This window comes from Moritella viscosa (assembly GCF_900120065.1).
GTDB classification, from domain to species: Bacteria; Pseudomonadota; Gammaproteobacteria; order Enterobacterales; family Moritellaceae; genus Moritella; species Moritella viscosa.
The window spans coordinates 157966-178232 of the sequence record NZ_FPLG01000139.1 but is presented as its reverse complement, the minus strand read 5'-3'; the positions used below and the strand labels follow the sequence as shown (position 1 = coordinate 178232).

Here is a 20267-nt window from a genome sequence, read left to right as displayed (position 1 = left end):
ACTGTTTATATGCCATTTTCCAAAACAAACTATATAAACAGTTTAAATGCAGATTACCACTTTTGAGCTCTAAAAAATATTACAGCTTATTACACTTACAATTATTACACCTGTAATAAGCTACTAAATTACATCTATTTTCTGGATTGGAAATAACAAAGGAAACAAAGCGACGCTCTCAATACACTAATCCCCCCCAAACTTAAGCGCAATAATTAGCCCTATAACGTATTAACAATTATAAATCCAGCATGAATGCTATTCATAAATGATTTTTTTGATACAGGATTACATCTGGATAATAAAATTACGATCTGTGATTGTTATTGGCTAATCGACAATCACAATGAGAATCATTACCATTTGCATTTACCAAGTGTCATATTTTTAGTATTATGCAGCTCTATCATTAACAAACGGAGAAAAATGATGTTAGGTTTTAATCTTAAAATCGCGCAAAAGAGTTTACTGTGCATATTATTAGGCAGTGCTTTTAACTTGCAGGCAGAGGTTGTCACGGTAACGGATATTGCGGGTCGTCAAGTGAGTATTGACAACGAAAAAGTTAACCATATTGTTTTAGGTGAAGGTCGTTTAGCTTACTCGCTGGCCGTTTTGGATAAAGAAGCCCCCTTATCTCGGGTCGTTGGTTGGAAAGATGATCTGATTAAGTATGATCCAGATGCTTATCGAAAATACAAAGAAAAATTTCCCGAAATAACCAAAATAGCTAATCTAGGTAGCCCCTATTCTGGCGATTTAAACTTAGAAAAACTCATTACTTTAGATACCGATCTTTTTATCCTGAATTTAGGTAACTTACTAAAAGCACAAGAAAGTGGATTACTAAAAAAACTTGATAAAGCAGGTATTAAAGTTGTATTTGTCGATTTTCGTCAACGTCCAACACAAAATACAATTCCCAGTCTATTACTCTTAGGTAAGGTATTAAATAGAGAAAAACAAGCCAATGAATTTGTTGATTACTATATTCAACAAATGCGTAAAGTCAGCAGCGTGGTACAGACGAAGAAACTAGAAGAACGTCCGCTTGTTTTTATTGAGAAAGCCGCAGGTTACGATGCAGATGCATGTTGTAGTACGTTCGGTAATGCTAATTTAGGTAAACTAATTGATGAAGCTGGCGGTATTAACTGGGGAAGTCGAAAATTCCCAGGTTACTCTGGTAAAGTAAATCCTGAAGCGCTTTTCACTGATGATCCAGATATCATTATTGGTACCGGTGCCAACTGGGCTGAGGCTAATCCTAATACAGCAGCGGTGTTATTCGGTTACGAAGCCACTGAAGCATCGGCGCAAAAACGCTTAAAAGCACTATCAGAGCGTAAAGGTTGGTCAGCACTAAAATCGGTTAAAAACAAAGAGTTTTACTCTATTTACCATCAATTTTATAACAGTCCTTATCACTTTATCGCCTTACAAGCCTTTGCAAAATGGTTTTACCCAGAGGATTTTAAAGACTTAAACCCTCAGGCTAATTTCAAAGAATTGCACGATAAATTCTTACCTATTGACTTAACGGGTGTTTTTTGGACGAAACTAGATTAATCATGAAATTAAATTAGTTTTTCAATATATGACGAGCTATCAAAAATAGCTCGTCTTTTGTTATAGAAAAGGTCTAAAATGCGCCAACTAAGTTATATAGATAACGGTTTAAACGCCACTAATCAATACCAGAAACGCTCGGTTAAAAAAATTCGTCTCATCGGATTAATTTCGGGGTTACTGCTTTTAAGTGTCCTGTTTGATATTGCCACTGGCCCGGGACATTTCCCTCTAGCAACCGTATTAGATGTCATTTGGGACAAAACTTCACACGGGATTAAGCTTGAGGTTATCATCTGGGACTATCGCATGCCTGTAGCGCTCACCGCACTGGTCGTTGGCGCGATGCTTGGTATGGCAGGCGCCCTGATGCAAACTATCTTAAACAATCCACTGGCAGAACCTTTTACCTTAGGTATTTCGTCTGCTGCCAGCTTTGGTGCTGCACTTGCTATCGTGATGGGCGTAGGCTTAACCCCTAATGTCGGTTCCTTATTGGTGACTGTAAATGCCTTTATTTTCGCACTCTGTACTTGCGCTGTACTGTTAGGCATGACGCGCATTAAAGGCGTTGGTACACAGACTATCGTGTTATTTGGTATTGCGATATTTTTTGCTTTTAATGCACTGTTAGCAATGATGGAATATTCTGCATCAGAAACCCAGTTACAACGTATTGTGTTTTGGATGTTAGGCTCTCTCGGTCGTGCCAGTTGGCAGCAGCTCAGTATGGGATCGTTAATGATGGTGATTATTATGCCATTTTGTATGTCTCGAACCTGGCGACTTACAGCCCTTCGTCTTGGTGATGAAAGTGCAATAAGTATGGGAGTAGATGTAAAACGACTACGTATAGAGATCCTAATTTGCATCTCTCTATTAGCCGCAACAGCAGTAGCATTTGTTGGTATTATTGGTTTTGTCGGGCTAGTCGGACCGCACATTGCAAGAATGTTAGTCGGTGAAGATCAACGCTATTTCTTACCTTTGTCAGCGATGCTCGGCGCAACTATGTTATCGATAACATCAATTGTCAGTAAGACTCTGACACCGGGTATTATTTATCCAGTCGGTATCATCACTGCACTTATCGGCGTACCCGTATTCTTGATTATTATAATCCGTCATTCAAAGGAGCGATTCGAATGAGCTTAGTATTAAATAATTTGAGTGTTAGTTATGGCAGTAACGAAGTATTAAAAAATGCTTCTATCGAAAGTTTAAACACAGGATCATTCACCTGCTTACTTGGTCCCAACGCTGCCGGAAAGTCGACATTATTCAAGGCTATTGCTGGATTGGTAAAACCATCATCCGGCAGTATTTTTTTAAATGATGTAGATGTATCAACATTAAGCAGAAAAGAGCGAGCGAAAAAAATTGCCTATTTACCGCAATCTTTCCACTCTAATGTATCTTTGACTGCATTTGAAAGCATCCTATTGTCATTAAAACACCAATCAAGCTGGCGGGTAAAACAAGCTGACTTACTTCAAGTATCTGCAATCTTAGAGCAACTTTCCATCTCAGCATTGGCCGATAGAGATATTTGTGATTTAAGTGGCGGTCAGCAACAAATGGTAGCGATGGCAAGAATTTTAGTTCGTTCACCCGAGGTTATCCTTCTCGATGAACCCACAAGTGCCTTAGACCTGCACTATCAACTGTCTATTCTATCGACAGTCAAAGAACTCACCATTGCGAACAAAATAATTACAGTAGCAGCATTACATGATTTGAATCTAGCGGCTAAATTTTGTGATCAACTGGCTCTATTAAGTGATGGCCGGATAAAAACTCAAGGAGAACCAGAGGACGTACTCGGATTATCAGTATTGGCAGAAGCCTACAAAGTAACAACCTCACTAGAGTCAACATCGAACGGTTATTTGTATGTTGATGCTCAGCTAGCTGGCTAATATTTTAGGACGGATCTAAAAAAGCGACTCTAAGAGTCGCTTTTTTTATTTATAGTCTTTATTTACACTTATTATTTAAGCGTTATTTTTTCTTCGCTGGACGACGGCGACGTGGTGGTTGTGAGCGTTTTGGTACATAACCTAAGATAGACTCAGGGATACCAACTTTCGCTTCAAAACCTTCAACTTCTTTACGCTCGATAACATGGTCTAGCAATTGTTCGATAGCGCATAAGTTACGGAAATCATCACGAGATACAAATGAAATCGCTTCACCAGTGGCACCAGCACGACCAGTACGACCAATGCGGTGAACATAATCTGCTGCTTCTTCAGGTAAATCGTAATTTACTACACGGTCTAAATCATCAATATCAATACCACGAGAAGCAACACCTGTAGCAACAAGTAAGCTTAGATCACCAGCTTTAAATTCAGCGAGTAACTGCTCACGCATCGCTTGGCTACGGCCACTGTGGAATGATTCAGCTTTAATTCCACGTTTTTCAAGTTGGCTTACTAGTTTAGCTGCACCACGTTTGGTTTCAATAAAGATTAACGCTTGCTTCCAGTCATTTTCAATAATCATGTGGCTAAGCAATGCCGATTTCACATCTTTATCAACAACAGTTAACCACTGGTCAATCTGCTGTGCAGTTGTATGCTCTGGTTCAATCGAAATTTCCATTGCATAGTTAATTGCTGTTTTTGCCAAAAAACGTACTTGATCAGACAAAGTAGCTGAGAACAGTAAATTCTGGCGTTCCTGCGGTAAACGCTCGATGATTTTGTTGATATCATTAACAAAACCCATGTCTAACATTCTGTCTGCTTCGTCGATAACTAGCACTTCTAGTTCGTCAAAGTGAAGCGCACGTTGATGAGCCATATCGAGTAAACGGCCAGGCGTCGCAACCAGAATATCAACACCTTCAATAAGGCGTTGTTTTTGTGGTTCCATATCAACACCACCGTACATCGCCATCGATGTAAGGTGTAAATGTTTACCGTATTGCTCAACGTTTTCAGCTACCTGAACTGCCAGTTCACGAGTTGGTGTTAAGATCAGCGCACGAATACGTTTAGCACGTAGTGTGTGTTTGTGGCTGAACATTTGTAATAGTGGTAATACAAAACTTGCTGTTTTACCCGTACCTGTTTGCGCAGCGGCAATCAGGTTTTTGCCCGATAAAATAGCCGGAATTGCTTTTTGTTGAATCGGCGTTGGTTGCTCGTAGCCTAACTCAGCTACTGCTTGGGTAATTAATTTGTTTAATCCAAACTTAGAAAATGGCATTTATAATCTCAGGTATTTGATAAATAAGTAAAATAGGTAAACTGTTAGGATTGGAATAAGTAACAGTTGGATATTGGCGTGCATTCTAACACGAAGCGAGGACTAACGGGATAATTTAACGTTTGCAGCGATACATGTTTCTCAATCATGGTTCACATTTGTAATGTCAGCGATAATTAATAGAAAAATAAGCCATCCCGCATACAACTGACAGGATGTATACGAGATGTTAAATAAAAATAAGCCCCGATAAGAGGCTAATTTAAAGATTAATTTGCAACAAATCTAAATAGATATTTAGAATAATCATACTGACTTGTCGATATGATTTTTTCCTTCCCCGTATCCATATTTATTGCAACAGCATTATTGGTGATGTAATAACGATTATAATTATACTCATTATGTTTAACATCATTGTACGCGAAGACAATATTATCGGTTGGTACTAGTCCGTAAAATTCTGTTTTAGCTGGGAAACGCCAATTAGATTTTCCACAAATACTATTATGTTTTTGATCTTCCAGCAAAGACTGAGCATCAATATATTTTTTGAAACGTGTATTTTTATCTACGCCACTAAATAACTGCCAAGTTAAGCCACTAATGTTATCACGAGCACATACTGCGCTAGACCGATCATTGACAACCACACCGCTGGAATTCAACAGTTCATAGCTATTTGTTTCCTCTCTAATTAAGCGAGCTAGAACCACTCGATTTTCAGAACCATCCGTCTTTTGTTTCGCAGTTCCTTCACTAGCCTTATTTGTATCATAGGTAAGGACATATTGTTCACCTTGATATGCCATGTTAGACCAATAATAAAAACTTACTCCACCTGAATAATGAGATTTATCGTATTCTGGTAACAAGGCTAAATGGTTAGGGAAAACCTCAGTATCTAACGTTGATTTAGAATTTGAACCAGATATAGCTTTAGTCTTAATTGAAAATAACTGTGCTAAGTGAGGTACTTTCCAATCACTAAACCCACATAATTGGGCTGTATTTTCACTTTCAAGGTATCCATTACTACCTAACACACTTGGAATACCTGCAGACGAAGCATCGTAAGCAATGTCATCTTTACCATTTGGCAATCCATCTTTTAGAAGACTCCAGACTCTGCGTTTTCCGGTTATTTGCGTGTCTTCAACACAGCGCCAACCTTGTTGGTACGTTGTAGCACTAGGTAGGTAATGACCTAGTTCATCTAATTTTGCAAATCGTGTACTAACTAAAGCATCAGCTTTCAATACGCTAAAGCCAGCATCACTTGCTTGTTTTAGACTATCTTTTGCCAACAATTTAGCTTGCGTAAGATCGAGTACAGCAGCATCACCCAGCAGACTAATAAATTTCTGGTACAAAGCCAACAAGCTACTAAAACTAGAATCCAAGTCCACCGTAGATGAATTTAATGCCAATTCAAATGTACTAACTTGCGCGTACAGAGCCTCAACATCGAAAATTGATTGATATAAGCTTAATGTTGCCTTGTGTATTTCAGCTGGCAGTGATGCTGAATTTACCGTTTCTTGTGCTGTGGTTAAAGTAGCAACTTTTTGTTGTACATTTGCTAATCGGTTCGCAAATCGAGCACCTTCAATAAGTACATTTAATCTCAACAAGTTTGGTTGTAAATCGTTGACTTTAGTTTTGTAACTTTCAACTTTAGAGATAAAAGATTCACTTTTAGAGTCCGTTCTATATCTCGCAGCTGTGGCTTGAAAATCAAGCCGTTTTAGCTGATTTGAAAGGTTAGTTAACTCGTCTTCCCATGGCTGAGTCAATATTTCTAACTCTGCTAGTTTTGCGAGAGCCTCTGCTTCTAATACGGTGTAATTTTTGCTTTGTGCTTGGTTTTCGTTCAGCCAAGTTGCTAGGAATGTTTCAACCGAAGCTAATGATTTGGCTTGGTTGCTAATTGCAGCATCAGCAGTCGCTATCGCAGAGTTCACACCTAATAACAGTTCACTGCTTGGAGCTAGGCTCCATTTCGGATAGCCGTATTGCTGCAGCCAAGGGTTTGGTGTGATCTCAACGCCGTTCTTAATAGTAACTGCGATACCATTTTTGTCTGCCCAAAATACCTCCCCAGTCTTAGACATTAGGTAGCGTCTTAGATCTCGAGAAACTGCTCCTCGGTTTGATAGCGCTACCACTTCACTAAATTCCGGCAGTTCCCAACCTGATGTTCCACAATAAGATTTTTGTAATACTTTCTGAGGTATTTCACTTGCGGCACCAAGACCTACCCTAGCAGCCCTTAAAATTGGTTCACCTTGCCCTAGGTCGTTATATTCAGCAATACATTCCTGACTCACCCATGATCCACTATCGTTAAGACTCGCAGGGAGGTATGCCGTTTTCATAGGTACATACTTGAGTGCAATGAAACTACTACTCGTAGTAGAATTTGTTGCCCATAGCACGTTACTATTTAGATTTGATTGCCCTTCAATAGCATCTTTTTTCAGACGTATACCAACTAAAGACTTATCGTACGCTTCACTTCCAATAAATTGTGGGTTTGATGCAACAGGGTTCCAAGTTACACCCTGATCTCGTGTAAATTCGTAATATTTCGGTTCATTAAAATTAGTTGAATGACCGTTAATATCAGCTTTAATATAATCCCATTTAAAACCATTAGTTGGTACAGGATGAGCTGTGTTAATGATGCTTCCACCTGTTGGTGCAGCTAATTGTGGTGTTTGGGTATAAGCATCACTATTGCTTGCGGAATTGCCATTTGGCATACCATTGATTATATTTTTAACGACCCTTAGTTGAACTTCACCAACACCTTTATCTATATCGCCAATGACCACTGGTTTACCTGTAACGGGAGCCCAATTTACTCCTGAGTTAAAGGAAATCTCATAGAATGATAGTTCTTCAAAACCTGTAACGAATGTCCAGTCTAATGTATTCCCACTATCATCAGTGATTAGATTGCTTGGTGCTTCTGGTGCTGCTGGTCGAGCAGTGAAGCCGCTATCGTTAGTCATAATAGCACCGCTTGGGCGTCCATTTACAAGGTCACTTTTAACTCGAACTTGAATAGAATCTTGAGCATACACTTGGTCTGCTAGTTGATAAGGCTTTTGATTAACGGATACCCAGCCAGCACCAAGTACATTAATTTCATAATCATTAGCTAAATTAAACCCTGGTACGAGTACCCAATCTAATGTATCTAGAGCATCGTTGACAACTGGATTTGTCGGCGCACTTGGCTTACTCGGTGTTTCGGTAAATGCAGACTTAGAACACAAAGTATCACCTACTGGATGACGGTTCTGAGCATTTTCCTTCACTCGAACACACACTTTACCTATCGCATATTCTTCATCCGAAATTGAAGCTGGTTTATCTGTAACAGCATTCCACACAACACCACCGTCCAGAGAAATCTCATAATCTGCCACATCGACAAAATCGGTCAGGTTATCCCAATCAAACGTATTATTTGCGTCATCAACTTTACTATTCTTTGGTGCTACAGGCTTACCTGACACCTTGGTAAAGGCTGTCGTTACACTTACTTCTGCGCCTGCTGGTCGACCATTACTGGCGTCTGCAGCAACACGTATTTTAATACTATTTGCTGAATAATCATTATTACCCACCGACAATGGATTGGCGCTGGCAGTCTCCCATGTACCATTCAGGTAAACTTCATAATCGCTAGCCTTCGTAAATCCATCGACAAATGCCCAACCAAATACATCACTGTTATCATCGACAGAGTTAATACGAGGGGCATTAGGTGAATCAGGTGTGACCGAAAATGCTTGGGTTGAGCGTGCAACCAGACCTGCCGAAGCATTTTCGAACTCGCCTAAACGCACTTGCAGTGCACCTACAGCTAAATCAATGTCGTTAATACCTTGTGGTTTATGCTCAATGGTTTGCCAAGTAGCGCCACTATCCAGCGAGTATTCATAACGTGTTAATTCTTCAATCGTCGCAACGAAATCCCAATCAAAAGTATTATTCGCATCATCAACTGAAATACAGTTTGGTGCCGCAGGCTTCAATGTTAAAGTAAAAGCCTGAGTCGAAAGACTTGGCTTACCCGCCTTGAGTTTTTTGTTGGCATTGCCTTTGGTGCGCACTTGCACATCACCAATGGCATAAGCTTTTTTACCGACAGATAATGGTTTCTCTGTAACAGACTGCCATGTTTTACCTTGGTCTAAAGAATATTCATAATCCGTTTTATCAGTAAACAGCCCTACCCCTGCAGAAGATAACAAACAACAAGTTCAGCTTTCATTAGATGCATCAAAAGCTACTGTTATGTTATACGAGCCTGACTTTTCTGTAGAGAAAAAGGTTGTACAAGGTTCATCACTGTTAGAACTATTAGAAAATAATGGCGTGCCAATTATTGGGGCTTGTCGTGCAGGCATTTGTGGTTCTTGTAAATGTAAAGTAACCAAAGGTAAAGTTAACCCGACCAATACCGAAACACTCACAGCTGAAGAAATTGAGCAAGGGTTTGTATTAGCCTGCTCAAGTACAGTCGAGGGCGACCTCACTATGGCACTCGGCTAGTGAATAGCGATATAAAGTAGTACAAGATAAGCATCGAGATATAATTAAGCGGTAGGCTTTATCGGTATCTCGATTTAATTATCGATCTATCCCTCAATCCCAGAATTCACTAGCTCTAATCGAGTACCATCATTATCCATTGGTGGAGTTAATATCAGCTTGAGCCACTATTTGACTACAATCAAATGTCACAGGGGCCACTGTCGTTATTTGTTGTTCCATAACCGCAACATCGATAAAGTCATCGGGAATATCACCAAAATATAACCACCATCTAATTGATGTTCTCTAATCCCATTAACAGTCTAATATGAATGGTTAATAATATTACATATTGCTATTTTTGAGATTTAAATATATTAGAATATATATTTAGTATTGATGCCAAAGTTGATGCTAGGTTCAGATATAGAATCAACATTCGATATAGATGATTTAGTTAAGCCTTTAACTTTACTATAATTCAAGTATTTTTTATTGAGCAGATTAAATACACCACCTCGAATAGTTAAATTTTTAATCGGTTTAGCGTACATAGTTAGATCTAACACACCATATCCCGCCACCGAAAGATTCTTTTTATCACTCCAATCATTACCTCTTTTAGCGGCCATAGCTATAATGGTTGTCTCTAATCCGAATGAACCAGCCGCATTATCATAACCCATACCAAGTACGCCTGTTAGCGGGGCTATAGTGTCTATTGATTTTTTGGTGTTTTTATCTTCACCTTTAGACCATGCACCCGCAAAGCGTAAATAAGTCCCCATAGGTAATGGAGTGATATTGCCTATTTGCAGAGTACTTGACAACTCAGCGCCATAAATACGAACACTATCAAGATTTTCATTTTTGCTAAACATTGATCTAGTACCACGTTTAAATGTCATCCAAGTTGATGTATTTATAAAATCACTATAATCGTTATAATAACCTGATAATTCCCAATCTAATAAATGATTGCTTTGTCGAATACCTATATCAATAGAGTCACTCGTTTCAGACTTTAATTCTGGATTAGCTTGTACTATTACGTTCATGCTTGGTATTGGGTTACGCTCAAAGCTATAGTATAGTTCCTCGGGTGTTGGGGCTTTGAAGCTATGTGCATATTTAGCATATCCACTTAATGAATCAGTAAAGTGATACAACAAGCTAAATTGCCCTGTAAAGGCGTCATCCTTAAAATTGTTATATTCCCCTAAATTACCAACAATTTTACGATCATCTTTAGTGGGACTATATTGATATTGATCATAACGGATACCAGTTGTAACAATTAGTTTATCATCAAATAGATAAGCTTGGTTTTGAGCAAACAACCCCATCTTTTGTAAATGCGTTTTTGGTGGCATTTCTACTACGCCACTCGTATTTTTTCCTGAACTCTCAATATCGCTTGTTTCCATCGTAAATTTTCGGTCTACAATAGTTGAACCATAAATCAAATCATTATTAGATGAGCCTAGGGAAAACGCTTTATTAAATTGCACTTCTAACTGTAGAGAGGTATCTTTTGCGTTTCGTTGCCTTGTGCGGTCTGTATTTGTAAATGGGGGAAAAACCTTGGTTAAGGTATCGTTTGTAGTATTTATAGCTTCAGATGTTTGCCAATTAACCTGCCAATCTAAACTATCAAAAACAGTATTATTTGCCGTCCAAATATGTTTAACACCAATGCGGGCTTGTTTCTGCATATCTTCATAATGATAGTTTGAATATTTATTAAATCCTTTAGAAACGTCTTCTAATGAAAGTACTTTCCCATCGGTTTTTTTCTTAAAATATAATCCCGTAAAAGTCAGATGATTATTTTTACTTGCTTGAAGTTCCAATTTAGAAAGAATATTATCAGAAGTATAATTTAAAGGATCAGCTTCACCGCGTTTCTCTCCATTAACATCATCACCACTGTTATGAGTCTTCAGTTCGTTACCATTACGATGAGTTAGAATTACCATTGCCTTAAGATTTTTATTAATTTCCGCCGCTGCATTAATGGTTTGTTTGTAGCTTTCATCTTTAGATTGATACCCTACATCAACACTTAAGTGACCATTTTGGCCATCGAGTAGATTATCGGGTGTCTTGGTCATCATCAATACACTGCCACCTAATGCTCCACTACCATAAAGGCTTGAAGATGCGCCTTTATTAATCTCAATAGCTGTTAAGTTGTCAATTTCTACTTGTCCTTGACCTTTCCCTAATACATTTGTTTCACCACGACCACCTGAAGCATAAGTGACAGGCTGTTCCACACCATCAATGAGTACTTTGATTCTATTCCCTTCAATACCTCTGACGTTAAAATTCATAGCTCCAAAGCGTGGGTTACTATTCATTGTTACGCTTGGAATATATTTAAAGCTATCTTCAAGATTGCTAGTCATTTGTTTTTTTAGCTCATCAGCGCTAATGACCGCGACACTACCTGCAATATCTGATGGCGGTAACGCTGATCTAGATGCCACAATTACAGTTTTGCCAATTGTTTTTATTTGATTTTTATTATCGAGCTTAATATCATCAATAGTACTTATCGTTTTATTTATGTCTTGAGACATTACATTTGAACTGAATAATGCAATATAAATCGTTAAAGCTAAATATTTTTTACCCACAATAACCTCCAGTGGTTTATTACATTTTTAGCGTGATTAAATATGACCACACCATGATAGTAATGATTATCATTACCATTCGCAGTTATTGTAAAGCCTTCAGAACCCAAAAATCTACAAAGCTAAAATTTAAAATATTGATAAATGCTTGTTTTATGATATAGATAAAGTTTTTATGATATAGATAAGGTTTTTATGGTTTTGTTTGATCTAAAGTGAAATGCAGTTACCTTTAGCACCTATATTTATATAGTTGCACAAATTAGTTTATATTATAAAAACGATACACTTACACGAAAGGATAATATTCTATGGTTGTTAAGGGCGTTGTTGACTAAATTAGGGAACCTTTCGTAAATCTTGTGATCAGATCATTATCACGGATTTTAAAAGGTTCACTTGATGGGTAAATCGAAGAACAAAATCACAAATTGGCCAGAGTATAATCGTGCGTTAACTCAACGCGGCTCGATTACATTTTGGGTAGATGAATCTGCCATAGAAGCATGGACTTGCACTAAACATCATGGAAAGAGTGGTAGAGGATTCCATTTTTCTCTGATGAATGTACCACTACGTAGTCCCAACTATTCAAGTATTAGTAAACGAGCCAAAACGGTTGAAATTAAATATCGTAACCGATCGAGAGGTGCTATCCGACATATCGCTATCGATTCAACGGGCTTAAAAGTTTTTGGCGAAGGCGAATGGAAAGTGAAGAAGCACGTGCCGAACGTGGCGCAAGATCCATCTTGCGGTCGATGTTGATACTCATGAGATCACTTCTGCTGAAATAACCCTCGTTAATGTAGGTGACAGTGAAGTACTACCCACTTTGCTAAATCCTCTGATTAGCCTGCTCAAGTACCGTCGAGGGCGATCTCGCTGTCGCACTCAGCTAACAACAACCAGATGAGTGAGATGAAATAATACACCATTATTTACAGGACTAGCAGCATCGAGGTACTATCAAGTGGCAAGCTTTAGTTCTTTAATACACTACAATTTCAAACGCCATAAGATTCTAATTTCTTGCATTAATGTACTTATTACTGGCTCGTGAGATCTATTTTTAGCAATCACAAAATGTAGTGTAGCTGGAAAGTCGAGAACTGAGATTATTTGAACTTTGCTATCTCTTTCAGCCAAAAGAGCCTCTTCAATTTCTAGAAGACTTAGCCCTAGACCACTTTTCACTAGCTCTAGTCGAGTACCATCATCACTTGTTTTTAATACCGAAGGGATGTCATTTCCAAGTATCCCTTTCAAGAAATCATCAAAAGGACAGTAGTCGCCCATCATTATCCACTGGTGAATCTTAAGGTCTGCTTGAGTCACTATTTTACGACAATCAAATGTCACTGGAGCCACTGTCGTTATCTGTTGTTCCATAACCGCTACACCGATAAAGTCATCCGGAATATCACCAAAAATATAACCACCATCTAATTGATGTTCTCTAATCTCATTGATGGTTTTCCCCGTTGATTGTTGATGAATATCCAAGCTGATACCTGGACAGTTTTCTTGTAAATTTTCGACTAATTCAGGTAGTTTAATTTGTTTGGCAGTTAAGTTAATACCTAAGTGAAATGTCCCTATTATTTCATGTTGGTTATTCGCAGCCAGATTCACTAAATCCAAAGCGCTATCTAGTGTGGTTTGTGCTTTTTTTAACAGTAACTGACCTTTATCGGTTAACGACATGCCTTTACTGGAACGAATAAATAAAGACGTAGAGAGTTCTTCTTCAAGTGTTTTAATATGAGCACTTATCGCAGGAGGTGTTGTATATAAACGTTTTGCTGCTTGCGTTAAATTACCTGTTTGAGCAACAGCGACGAAAGAACGTAAGTGATAAAATTCCAATGTAAATCCCCTTAAATCAGTCCAATTTAATTCTGTGCAGCATTTTTAGTCAGTATATAGCAAATATAATACCAGCTGCTGGATTCAAGTCATTATTTCACCATTCATTTATGTTGAACACTGACTTCAGAAATTGCGAATTTCGCATTTAATCTAATCGCACTAAATTAGCACCATAGAAATCGAACGGTTTGATTCAATCATGAATAACTCATAACACAAGGAAGGTTTATGCCTAACAATACAAACACATTCTTTTACCAAGCAGCACTGGTTCAACAAGCTAACGACTTTTTTACGACTAAACTTGCTTGCGAAACTGATTGTTCAGATGTGTATGCACATATTAAAGAAAATAGTAAAACAAATAATAAAAACTACATATTATTAGATGTACGCTCTACAGAAGCCTTTGATAAAAGTCATGCGATAACCGCTGTGAGCATGCCGCACAGTGAAATCAATAGTGAGTCATTCGCAAAATACGATAAGGACACTTTGTTTGTTGTCTATTGCTGGGGACCTGGTTGTAATGGCGCGTCCAGAGCAGGCTTAAAAATATCAGCTTTAGGGTTTGCGGTAAAAGAAATGATTGGTGGTATTCATTACTGGGAAGATTTTGAACGATACCCTGTTAACCGTCGAGTGACCGAAGTTCAACAATAACGCTAAATCAGTTATAGGTGACCATGATTAATCATAGTGGTCGCTATTATCTCACCTGAAACTAAGAGGTTTAAATGGTTACTTGTTTTATTGAATATATTATTGATGCAAATAAAATTAAAGAATTTGAATATTATGCAAAACTCTGGATCCCGTTAGTCAATAAATTTGGCGGCCAACATCAAGGATACTTTTTACCGTCGGAGGGAACTAGCAATGTCGCATTGGCTTTATTCACTTTTCCAAGTTTGGCTAACTATGAAGAATACCGAAATGAGTCTCTTAAAGATTTAGAATGCGTGGCCGCTTTTAATTATGCCGCACAAACTCAATGCATCAAGAGTTACAAACGTAATTTTTTTCGCCCACTGTTTAAATAAGTATATTTGGACTTAAGATGGAATATTGTATTCGCGTTGGTGCACAGATTAATTCAAAATAGTCTTATGACGATGCTGATATGACTTAGGACTAATACCGTAAAAACGTTTGAAAATACGACTAAAATGACTGCTACTAACGAAACCTAATTCAAAACTAACCTGTGTGATCTGCATACCAATTTTAATCATTTCAGCTGCTTTCTTCAAACGTTGCTGCTGTTGAAATGCCAAGGGGGTACAGCCAAGGTGTAATTTGAATTGATTAAAAAACTTGGTCCGGCACATACACGCAATACGGCAAAGCACCTCTATATCAATGTACTCATTTAAGTGTTGATTAATAAACTCAATTGCCATCGTTAAGCCGCTATGGTCCGGCTGCTGCTGGCAAAATGACATCATAAAATCGCGACTTTGCTGGCGTAACAAACGTACTGTCAATTCAGATACCGCTAAGTTAATCATGTAACTACGATCAGGATCGTTATCGGTATACAGTTCAGTCATGCGCTGCAATAATGCTTGAGTCTGCGCATTATGATGAGTGTGTAGTAACTGCGCCTGATATTGCCAGGGACCAAACTCACTGTGTTTTTCTGCTTTGTAATTTAAGTTGTCTGCTATCTGCGTTATACGGTCCGTTGATATCTCAATCGCGAGACAACGTGTTGGTGCAGCTAAACTAGCAACAGGGAAATCGATTTCAACCGTTTGACAGGGCGCTAATACAAAGGATTCATGCGGTACAAAGTCACTATCACAACTAGCATCCAGAGTGTGCATCACTTTTTTACCACAGAGCATGGCACAAAATAAGGGCTGGTCTGACTTTAATTTCACTCGCTTCGCTTCTTGAAACGTATCATAAATACTTAACTGAGACTCAGGTCCGTCGTAGCTGATTTTGTTTTCAACCATGATTTGTGGCTGAAATTCTGGATCTTTATTAGAGTATCGATTAGATCGTATCTGCATCACACACTTCCTTGTTATGGACTGACAGTCAAATTTTGCGAATTCCCAGCGCACTTCATGACACGTTGTCATGATAACGTCACTCTCTCGCAAAAAACAATAACCAAAGGAAAGAGTTATGATCTATGCAGCACCAGGAACTCAAGATGCACTTATTAATTTTAAACCTCGTTACCAAAATTTCATTGGTGGTCAATGGGTAGAGCCACAAAACGGCTGTTACTTTGATAACATTAGTCCAGTGAATGGCGAAGTCATCTGCCAAATACCACGCTCGAATCACCTTGATATCGAACTTGCACTAGATGCCGCCCATAAAGCCAAAGATGCTTGGGGAACTACATCTGTTACTGCCCGCTCTAATATTCTGCTAAAAATAGCCGACCGCTTAGAAGAAAGCATGACTCAACTGGCAATAGCAGAAACCTGGGATAACGGTAAAGCAATTCGAGAAACTCTCACTGCTGACATTCCTTTAGCGGTTGATCACTTCCGTTATTTTGCTGGTTGCTTACGCGCTCAAGAAGGCACTATCGGGGACATTGACGAAAACACAGTGTCTTATCACTTCCATGAACCATTAGGAGTTGTCGGTCAGATCATTCCTTGGAACTTCCCCATTCTCATGGCAGCATGGAAACTGGCACCAGCACTGGCTGCTGGTAACTGTGTGATCCTTAAGCCTGCTGAGCAAACACCGGTCTCTATTTTAGTACTAATGGAATTGATAGAAGACTTGCTACCATCCGGTGTACTTAATATCGTCAACGGTTACGGCGCTGAAGCAGGTCAAGCCCTTGCCAGCAGCACCCGTATCGCTAAGATTGCCTTTACTGGTTCTACACCCGTTGGCTCACATATTTTAAAATGTGCTGCCGAAAATATTATTCCTTCGACAGTCGAACTTGGCGGTAAATCACCGAACATCTTCTTCGCCGATATTATGGACCATGAAGATGCGTACCTGAGTAAATGTATCGAAGGTGTGGTATTAGCGTATTTCAATCAAGGTGAAGTTTGTACCTGCCCATCACGCTTATTAGTGCATGAAGATATCTATGAGCAATTCATGACTAAGATCATCGAACGAACCAAGTTAATTAAACGCGGAAATCCATTAGATACGGAAACAATGGTTGGTGCGCAGGCGTCGAAAGAACAATTTGAGAAGATCTTAAAATACATTGAAATAGGTAAATCTGAAGGTGCAGAGCTACTTATTGGTGGCGATATTGAAGAAGTACATACCGATTATGAAGACGGATTTTATATCCAACCAACACTGCTTAAAGGCACTAATGATATGCGTATCTTCCAAGAAGAGATCTTTGGTCCGGTGATTGCAGTCACCACCTTTAAAACCGAAGAAGAAGCGCTTGAATTAGCCAATGATTCTGAATTTGGCTTAGGTGCGGGAGTTTGGAGTCGCGACATGAATGTAGCTTACCGTATGGGTCGTAAGATCCAAGCAGGCCGCGTATGGACGAACTGTTACCACATGTACCCTGCCCACGCAGCGTTTGGTGGATATAAAAAATCAGGTGTCGGTCGCGAAACCCATAAGGTTGCTTTAGAGCATTACCAACAGACTAAAAACTTACTTGTTAGCTATGACGTTAACCCGCTTGGTTTCTTTTAATTAACCTTCAATTCTGGTTATTCAATTAGCAGCTTAACGGTTATCTTATTATTGTTAAGTTGCTAAATTAGACCTCCGACTCTGTCGTATTAGTGCTTTTAGTCATGCATGTTTTCATTCATGACAGTTAGTCCATTTTCTTGTAAAGTATTTGTAATATAACAACAACAACTGGCCACATACGACATTAGGGTATTTATTACCGATAGAATTTGAGCAACAGATATTAAGAAAAGTGGCTTAAGTGTGTTTTACTACATCGGATGCTTATTCCATGTGCTAGCATAAAAAATTTGCAATTCCCCTTCTATGTAAGAAGTGAGTTTGTGAATAAAAAATCATTATATCTATGTGAGTTATTAATCTATGTATATCGGTGAAGCATCAAAAAAAACAGGCTTATCTATCAAGGCTATTCGATTTTATGAGAAAATAGGATTGATCAGCCCGCCAGAAAGAATAGGTCGATATAGAATATATAAAGACACAGAAATAGAACTTCTTCTACTAATTAAAGAGGCAAAAGAGTTAGGTGTAACCCTGTCTCAACTTAAGGGCGTTATTGTTTACAATAATGGTAAAGTTGATTGGGCTAAGATAAAATTATTTTTGGCCGAATTAAGAAAACAGTTAATTCATAAAATCGATGATATAAAGGAAAAAATAGCCAACCTTGACGCGTGTTATGACCAAATAAATCCTTAGCCAAGTGTTGACTCTACCCTAATGGGGAGACTGTAGAATGTATCTCAAATAACCCATGTTGGAGAATGAGATGAAAGGTTTAGTCGTTAATAATGAAAATAATATCGAGTTAAGAAACAGCTTGTTAGAGCCTATAGCAGAGCAAGGCGAAATACTAATTCAAATAAAAAGTGCGTCAGTTAATCCGTTTGACCTGGAGAGTGCAAAGGGAACTTATGACGGTTACTTTGCTGAGTATGGTTTTGATAAAGAAGTAAAGACGGGATTGGAATTTTCAGGTGTTGTGATAAGTGATGGCAAGAAGTTTAGTCACGGTGATAATGTATTTGGCTATGTCCATATGCTGACGGGGTGGAAAACCCATGCTGAATATATAGCCATTGATGAAAACTATGTTGCTTTAATGCCTGGTGAATTGAGCTACTCTCAAGCCGCAGCAATTCCGCTTGGGGCATTGACAACCTTAGTTGCTTTACAAGATTTAGGGCATCTAAAAGCGGGTATGAAATTATTGATTAATGGAGCGTCAGGTGGTCTTGGCATTCAGGCTATCCAAATCGGTAAAATTTTAGGTGCACATGTATCAGCGATTGCCGGAAGCAAGCAAGAGGCGTTCTTACTCTCTTATGGTGCGGATCAAGTCTATGATTACAATCAAACCAAAATTGGCGACATTGCCGATGCCTTCGACGTTATCCTTGATTTAACCAATGTGCAAAAACTAGAACACATGAAACCGCTGTTAACACCAACTGGTATTTTTATTCCTGGTGAACCAGATGATGAAAATGGTGGCCTGCTAGAGGATCCGCAAGTGGCTTATTTGATGGTTGCACATGGTGATGTTACCAAACTAACGCGCATTGCAAACTGGGTGTCCGAAAGAAAACTAAAAGCAGTCATAGATAGCGAGTTTAGCTTTGCTGATTATCAACAGGCCATTGCACGTGCACAAGTAAAAGGCAGAAGAGGACGGATAATCATGAGCTGGTAACTATTTCGATATACTAAAGACCATGCATTATTCCTAATCATTATTTACCTTGTTGGAGTCATAAATCTAACAAGGCTTTGTTCACACATAATAACTTGCATTTCATTGCTAACTAATAGATCATTTGTATAGTCAATTAAGTTTAATTGATTACGCCATTATACAGCATTAAAGTTAGACGTTATTAAGGTTAGACGCTATGAACAGTTCGCCGCGCTATATTCAAATCCAAGACTTCATTCTTGAAAAAATCAATTCTCACGTTTGGATGCCAGGAAGCAAGATCCCGACAGAACTCGAATTAACCAAACAATTTAGTGTCAGTCGCATGACGGTAAATAAAGCGATCCGCGATTTGGTCAACAAAGGTCTACTGGAAAGAACGCCACGATTAGGTACGTTTGTCTGCCAGAAAAAAATAGAGTCATCACTGAGTGATATTCGTAATATTGCTGATGAGATCCGTCAACGTGGTAAAAACTACAGCAATAAAGTGTTAACTAAAGTGGCTATACAAGCGGATGATGAGATTGCCATGAGACTAGGTGTTAAGCTTGAAACCCCTATATTCTTCAGTGAAATCATTCACTTTGAAGATGATATTGCACTGCAACTTGAGTTACGCTGGGTTAATCCAGAATTTGCACCAAACTATCTCGAACAAGATTTCAATCTGGCGACACCCAATGAATACCTCACCAAAAACTGCCCATTAAGCTCGATTGAACATACTGTTGAAGCAATAATGCCAAGTGCCTCTATTCAGCAGCACTTGAATTTAACAGCGCAACAACCTTGTTTATTACTCAATCGTCGCACGTGGAGCAAGCAAGATTTAATCAGTGTTGCGCTACTGTATCATCCAGCAGATAAATACAAACTCAGCCTAAAAGCCGAAATATAGCACCCGCATTAAAATCATTATGCCAAACAATGTGTCGGTTTTTTTAAATCGACCACGATCATAAAATCAACTCATTTCATTAACAAAACCAGTACTTAGTCACAACAAGTTAATTTAAAACTTGCCATTTGTATCTAAATTGTCTATTTATTTG

15 protein-coding genes and 1 pseudogene are annotated in these 20267 nt (G+C 38.6%); 11 read left to right on the top strand and 5 right to left on the bottom strand.

Annotated elements, in window-relative coordinates; translation table 11 throughout:
• Window positions 1-426 precede the first annotated feature (426 nt).
• From BT797_RS21500 to BT797_RS21490, 3 genes are all read left to right on the top strand, one after another.
• Entirely contained in the window at window positions 427-1569 is a 1143-nt protein-coding gene (locus tag BT797_RS21500; RefSeq protein WP_244534282.1) for an ABC transporter substrate-binding protein, read from the top strand.
• Between the two features lie 78 nt (window positions 1570-1647).
• The gene (locus BT797_RS21495; RefSeq protein WP_045110845.1) at window positions 1648-2718 is read left to right on the top strand and encodes a FecCD family ABC transporter permease; all 1071 of its coding nucleotides are present in this window, start codon (window positions 1648-1650) and stop codon (window positions 2716-2718) included.
• Window positions 2715-3488 (top strand): ABC transporter ATP-binding protein, encoded by a 774-nt coding sequence (locus BT797_RS21490; RefSeq protein ID WP_045110846.1) that lies wholly within the window; start codon window positions 2715-2717, stop codon window positions 3486-3488. The genes BT797_RS21495 and BT797_RS21490 overlap by 4 nt, the downstream gene beginning before the upstream one ends.
• Before the next feature lie 82 nt (window positions 3489-3570).
• Here the strand turns inward: BT797_RS21490 and BT797_RS21485 are convergent, their stop codons facing one another.
• Entirely contained in the window at window positions 3571-4785 is a 1215-nt protein-coding gene (locus tag BT797_RS21485) for a DEAD/DEAH box helicase (protein ID WP_075473464.1), read from the bottom strand.
• Between the two features lie 269 nt (window positions 4786-5054).
• Window positions 5055-9053, bottom strand: coding sequence for an Lcl C-terminal domain-containing protein (locus BT797_RS21480; RefSeq protein WP_075473463.1), 3999 nt, complete (start codon window positions 9051-9053; stop codon window positions 5055-5057).
• Window positions 9054-9096: 43 nt separating this feature from the next.
• On the opposite strand from BT797_RS21480, the gene BT797_RS21475 reads away from it, so the two are divergent.
• Complete coding sequence (locus tag BT797_RS21475) at window positions 9097-9354, top strand: 2Fe-2S iron-sulfur cluster-binding protein (RefSeq protein WP_244534283.1); 258 nt, start codon at window positions 9097-9099, stop codon at window positions 9352-9354.
• 359 nt (window positions 9355-9713) lie between these two features.
• Here BT797_RS21475 and BT797_RS21470 read toward each other — a convergent pair whose 3' ends face one another.
• Window positions 9714-11978, bottom strand: coding sequence for a TonB-dependent hemoglobin/transferrin/lactoferrin family receptor (locus tag BT797_RS21470; RefSeq protein WP_052678345.1), 2265 nt, complete (start codon window positions 11976-11978; stop codon window positions 9714-9716).
• A 402-nt stretch (window positions 11979-12380) separates the two neighbouring features.
• Between BT797_RS21470 and BT797_RS21465 the strand changes: the two are divergent.
• A pseudogene (locus BT797_RS21465) lies at window positions 12381-12828 on the top strand (transposase); the annotation flags it as partial.
• Window positions 12829-12977: 149 nt separating this feature from the next.
• Here the strand turns inward: BT797_RS21465 and BT797_RS21460 are convergent.
• The gene (locus tag BT797_RS21460; protein WP_075473462.1) at window positions 12978-13847 is read right to left on the bottom strand and encodes a LysR family transcriptional regulator; all 870 of its coding nucleotides are present in this window, start codon (window positions 13845-13847) and stop codon (window positions 12978-12980) included.
• Between the two features lie 231 nt (window positions 13848-14078).
• Between BT797_RS21460 and BT797_RS21455 the strand changes: the two genes are divergently transcribed.
• Complete coding sequence (locus BT797_RS21455; protein ID WP_075473461.1) at window positions 14079-14513, top strand: rhodanese-like domain-containing protein; 435 nt, start codon at window positions 14079-14081, stop codon at window positions 14511-14513.
• Between the two features lie 74 nt (window positions 14514-14587).
• Window positions 14588-14893, top strand: a complete 306-nt coding sequence (locus BT797_RS21450; RefSeq protein ID WP_075473460.1) for an NIPSNAP family protein — start codon at window positions 14588-14590, stop codon at window positions 14891-14893.
• 48 nt (window positions 14894-14941) lie between these two features.
• Here BT797_RS21450 and BT797_RS21445 read toward each other — a convergent pair whose 3' ends face one another.
• Window positions 14942-15871 (bottom strand): AraC family transcriptional regulator, encoded by a 930-nt coding sequence (locus BT797_RS21445; protein ID WP_075473459.1) that lies wholly within the window; start codon window positions 15869-15871, stop codon window positions 14942-14944.
• Between the two features lie 118 nt (window positions 15872-15989).
• On the opposite strand from BT797_RS21445, the gene exaC reads away from it, so the two are divergent.
• The 4 genes from exaC to hutC all read left to right on the top strand — a co-directional run bounded on the left by exaC (window position 15990) and on the right by hutC (window position 20113).
• Window positions 15990-17510 (top strand): acetaldehyde dehydrogenase ExaC, encoded by a 1521-nt coding sequence (gene exaC / locus BT797_RS21440; protein WP_075473458.1) that lies wholly within the window; start codon window positions 15990-15992, stop codon window positions 17508-17510.
• Between the two features lie 366 nt (window positions 17511-17876).
• Window positions 17877-18215, top strand: coding sequence for a MerR family transcriptional regulator (locus tag BT797_RS21435; RefSeq protein WP_045110856.1), 339 nt, complete (start codon window positions 17877-17879; stop codon window positions 18213-18215).
• A 70-nt stretch (window positions 18216-18285) separates the two neighbouring features.
• Complete coding sequence (locus tag BT797_RS21430) at window positions 18286-19209, top strand: NADP-dependent oxidoreductase (RefSeq protein WP_075473457.1); 924 nt, start codon at window positions 18286-18288, stop codon at window positions 19207-19209.
• A 199-nt stretch (window positions 19210-19408) separates the two neighbouring features.
• Complete coding sequence (gene hutC, locus BT797_RS21425) at window positions 19409-20113, top strand: histidine utilization transcriptional repressor HutC (protein ID WP_075473456.1); 705 nt, start codon at window positions 19409-19411, stop codon at window positions 20111-20113.
• The last annotated feature ends 154 nt before the right edge of the window (window positions 20114-20267 follow it).

What these genes read in the sequence shown, in the direction of transcription:
- BT797_RS21490 (WP_045110846.1), top strand. Translation starts at nt 2,715, where the DNA reads ATGAGCTTAGTATTAAATAATTTGAGTGTTAGTTATGGCAGTAACGAA.
- BT797_RS21495 (WP_045110845.1), top strand. Translation starts at nt 1,648, where the DNA reads ATGCGCCAACTAAGTTATATAGATAACGGTTTAAACGCCACTAATCAA.
- BT797_RS21450 (WP_075473460.1), top strand. Translation starts at nt 14,588, where the DNA reads ATGGTTACTTGTTTTATTGAATATATTATTGATGCAAATAAAATTAAA.
- BT797_RS21485 (WP_075473464.1), bottom strand. Translation starts at nt 4,785, where the DNA reads ATGCCATTTTCTAAGTTTGGATTAAACAAATTAATTACCCAAGCAGTA.
- BT797_RS21445 (WP_075473459.1), bottom strand. Translation starts at nt 15,871, where the DNA reads ATGCAGATACGATCTAATCGATACTCTAATAAAGATCCAGAATTTCAG.
- BT797_RS21430 (WP_075473457.1), top strand. Translation starts at nt 18,286, where the DNA reads ATGAAAGGTTTAGTCGTTAATAATGAAAATAATATCGAGTTAAGAAAC.
- hutC (WP_075473456.1), top strand. Translation starts at nt 19,409, where the DNA reads ATGAACAGTTCGCCGCGCTATATTCAAATCCAAGACTTCATTCTTGAA.
- BT797_RS21500 (WP_244534282.1), top strand. Translation starts at nt 427, where the DNA reads ATGATGTTAGGTTTTAATCTTAAAATCGCGCAAAAGAGTTTACTGTGC.
- exaC (WP_075473458.1), top strand. Translation starts at nt 15,990, where the DNA reads ATGATCTATGCAGCACCAGGAACTCAAGATGCACTTATTAATTTTAAA.
- BT797_RS21475 (WP_244534283.1), top strand. Translation starts at nt 9,097, where the DNA reads ATGTTATACGAGCCTGACTTTTCTGTAGAGAAAAAGGTTGTACAAGGT.
- BT797_RS21455 (WP_075473461.1), top strand. Translation starts at nt 14,079, where the DNA reads ATGCCTAACAATACAAACACATTCTTTTACCAAGCAGCACTGGTTCAA.
- BT797_RS21435 (WP_045110856.1), top strand. Translation starts at nt 17,877, where the DNA reads ATGTATATCGGTGAAGCATCAAAAAAAACAGGCTTATCTATCAAGGCT.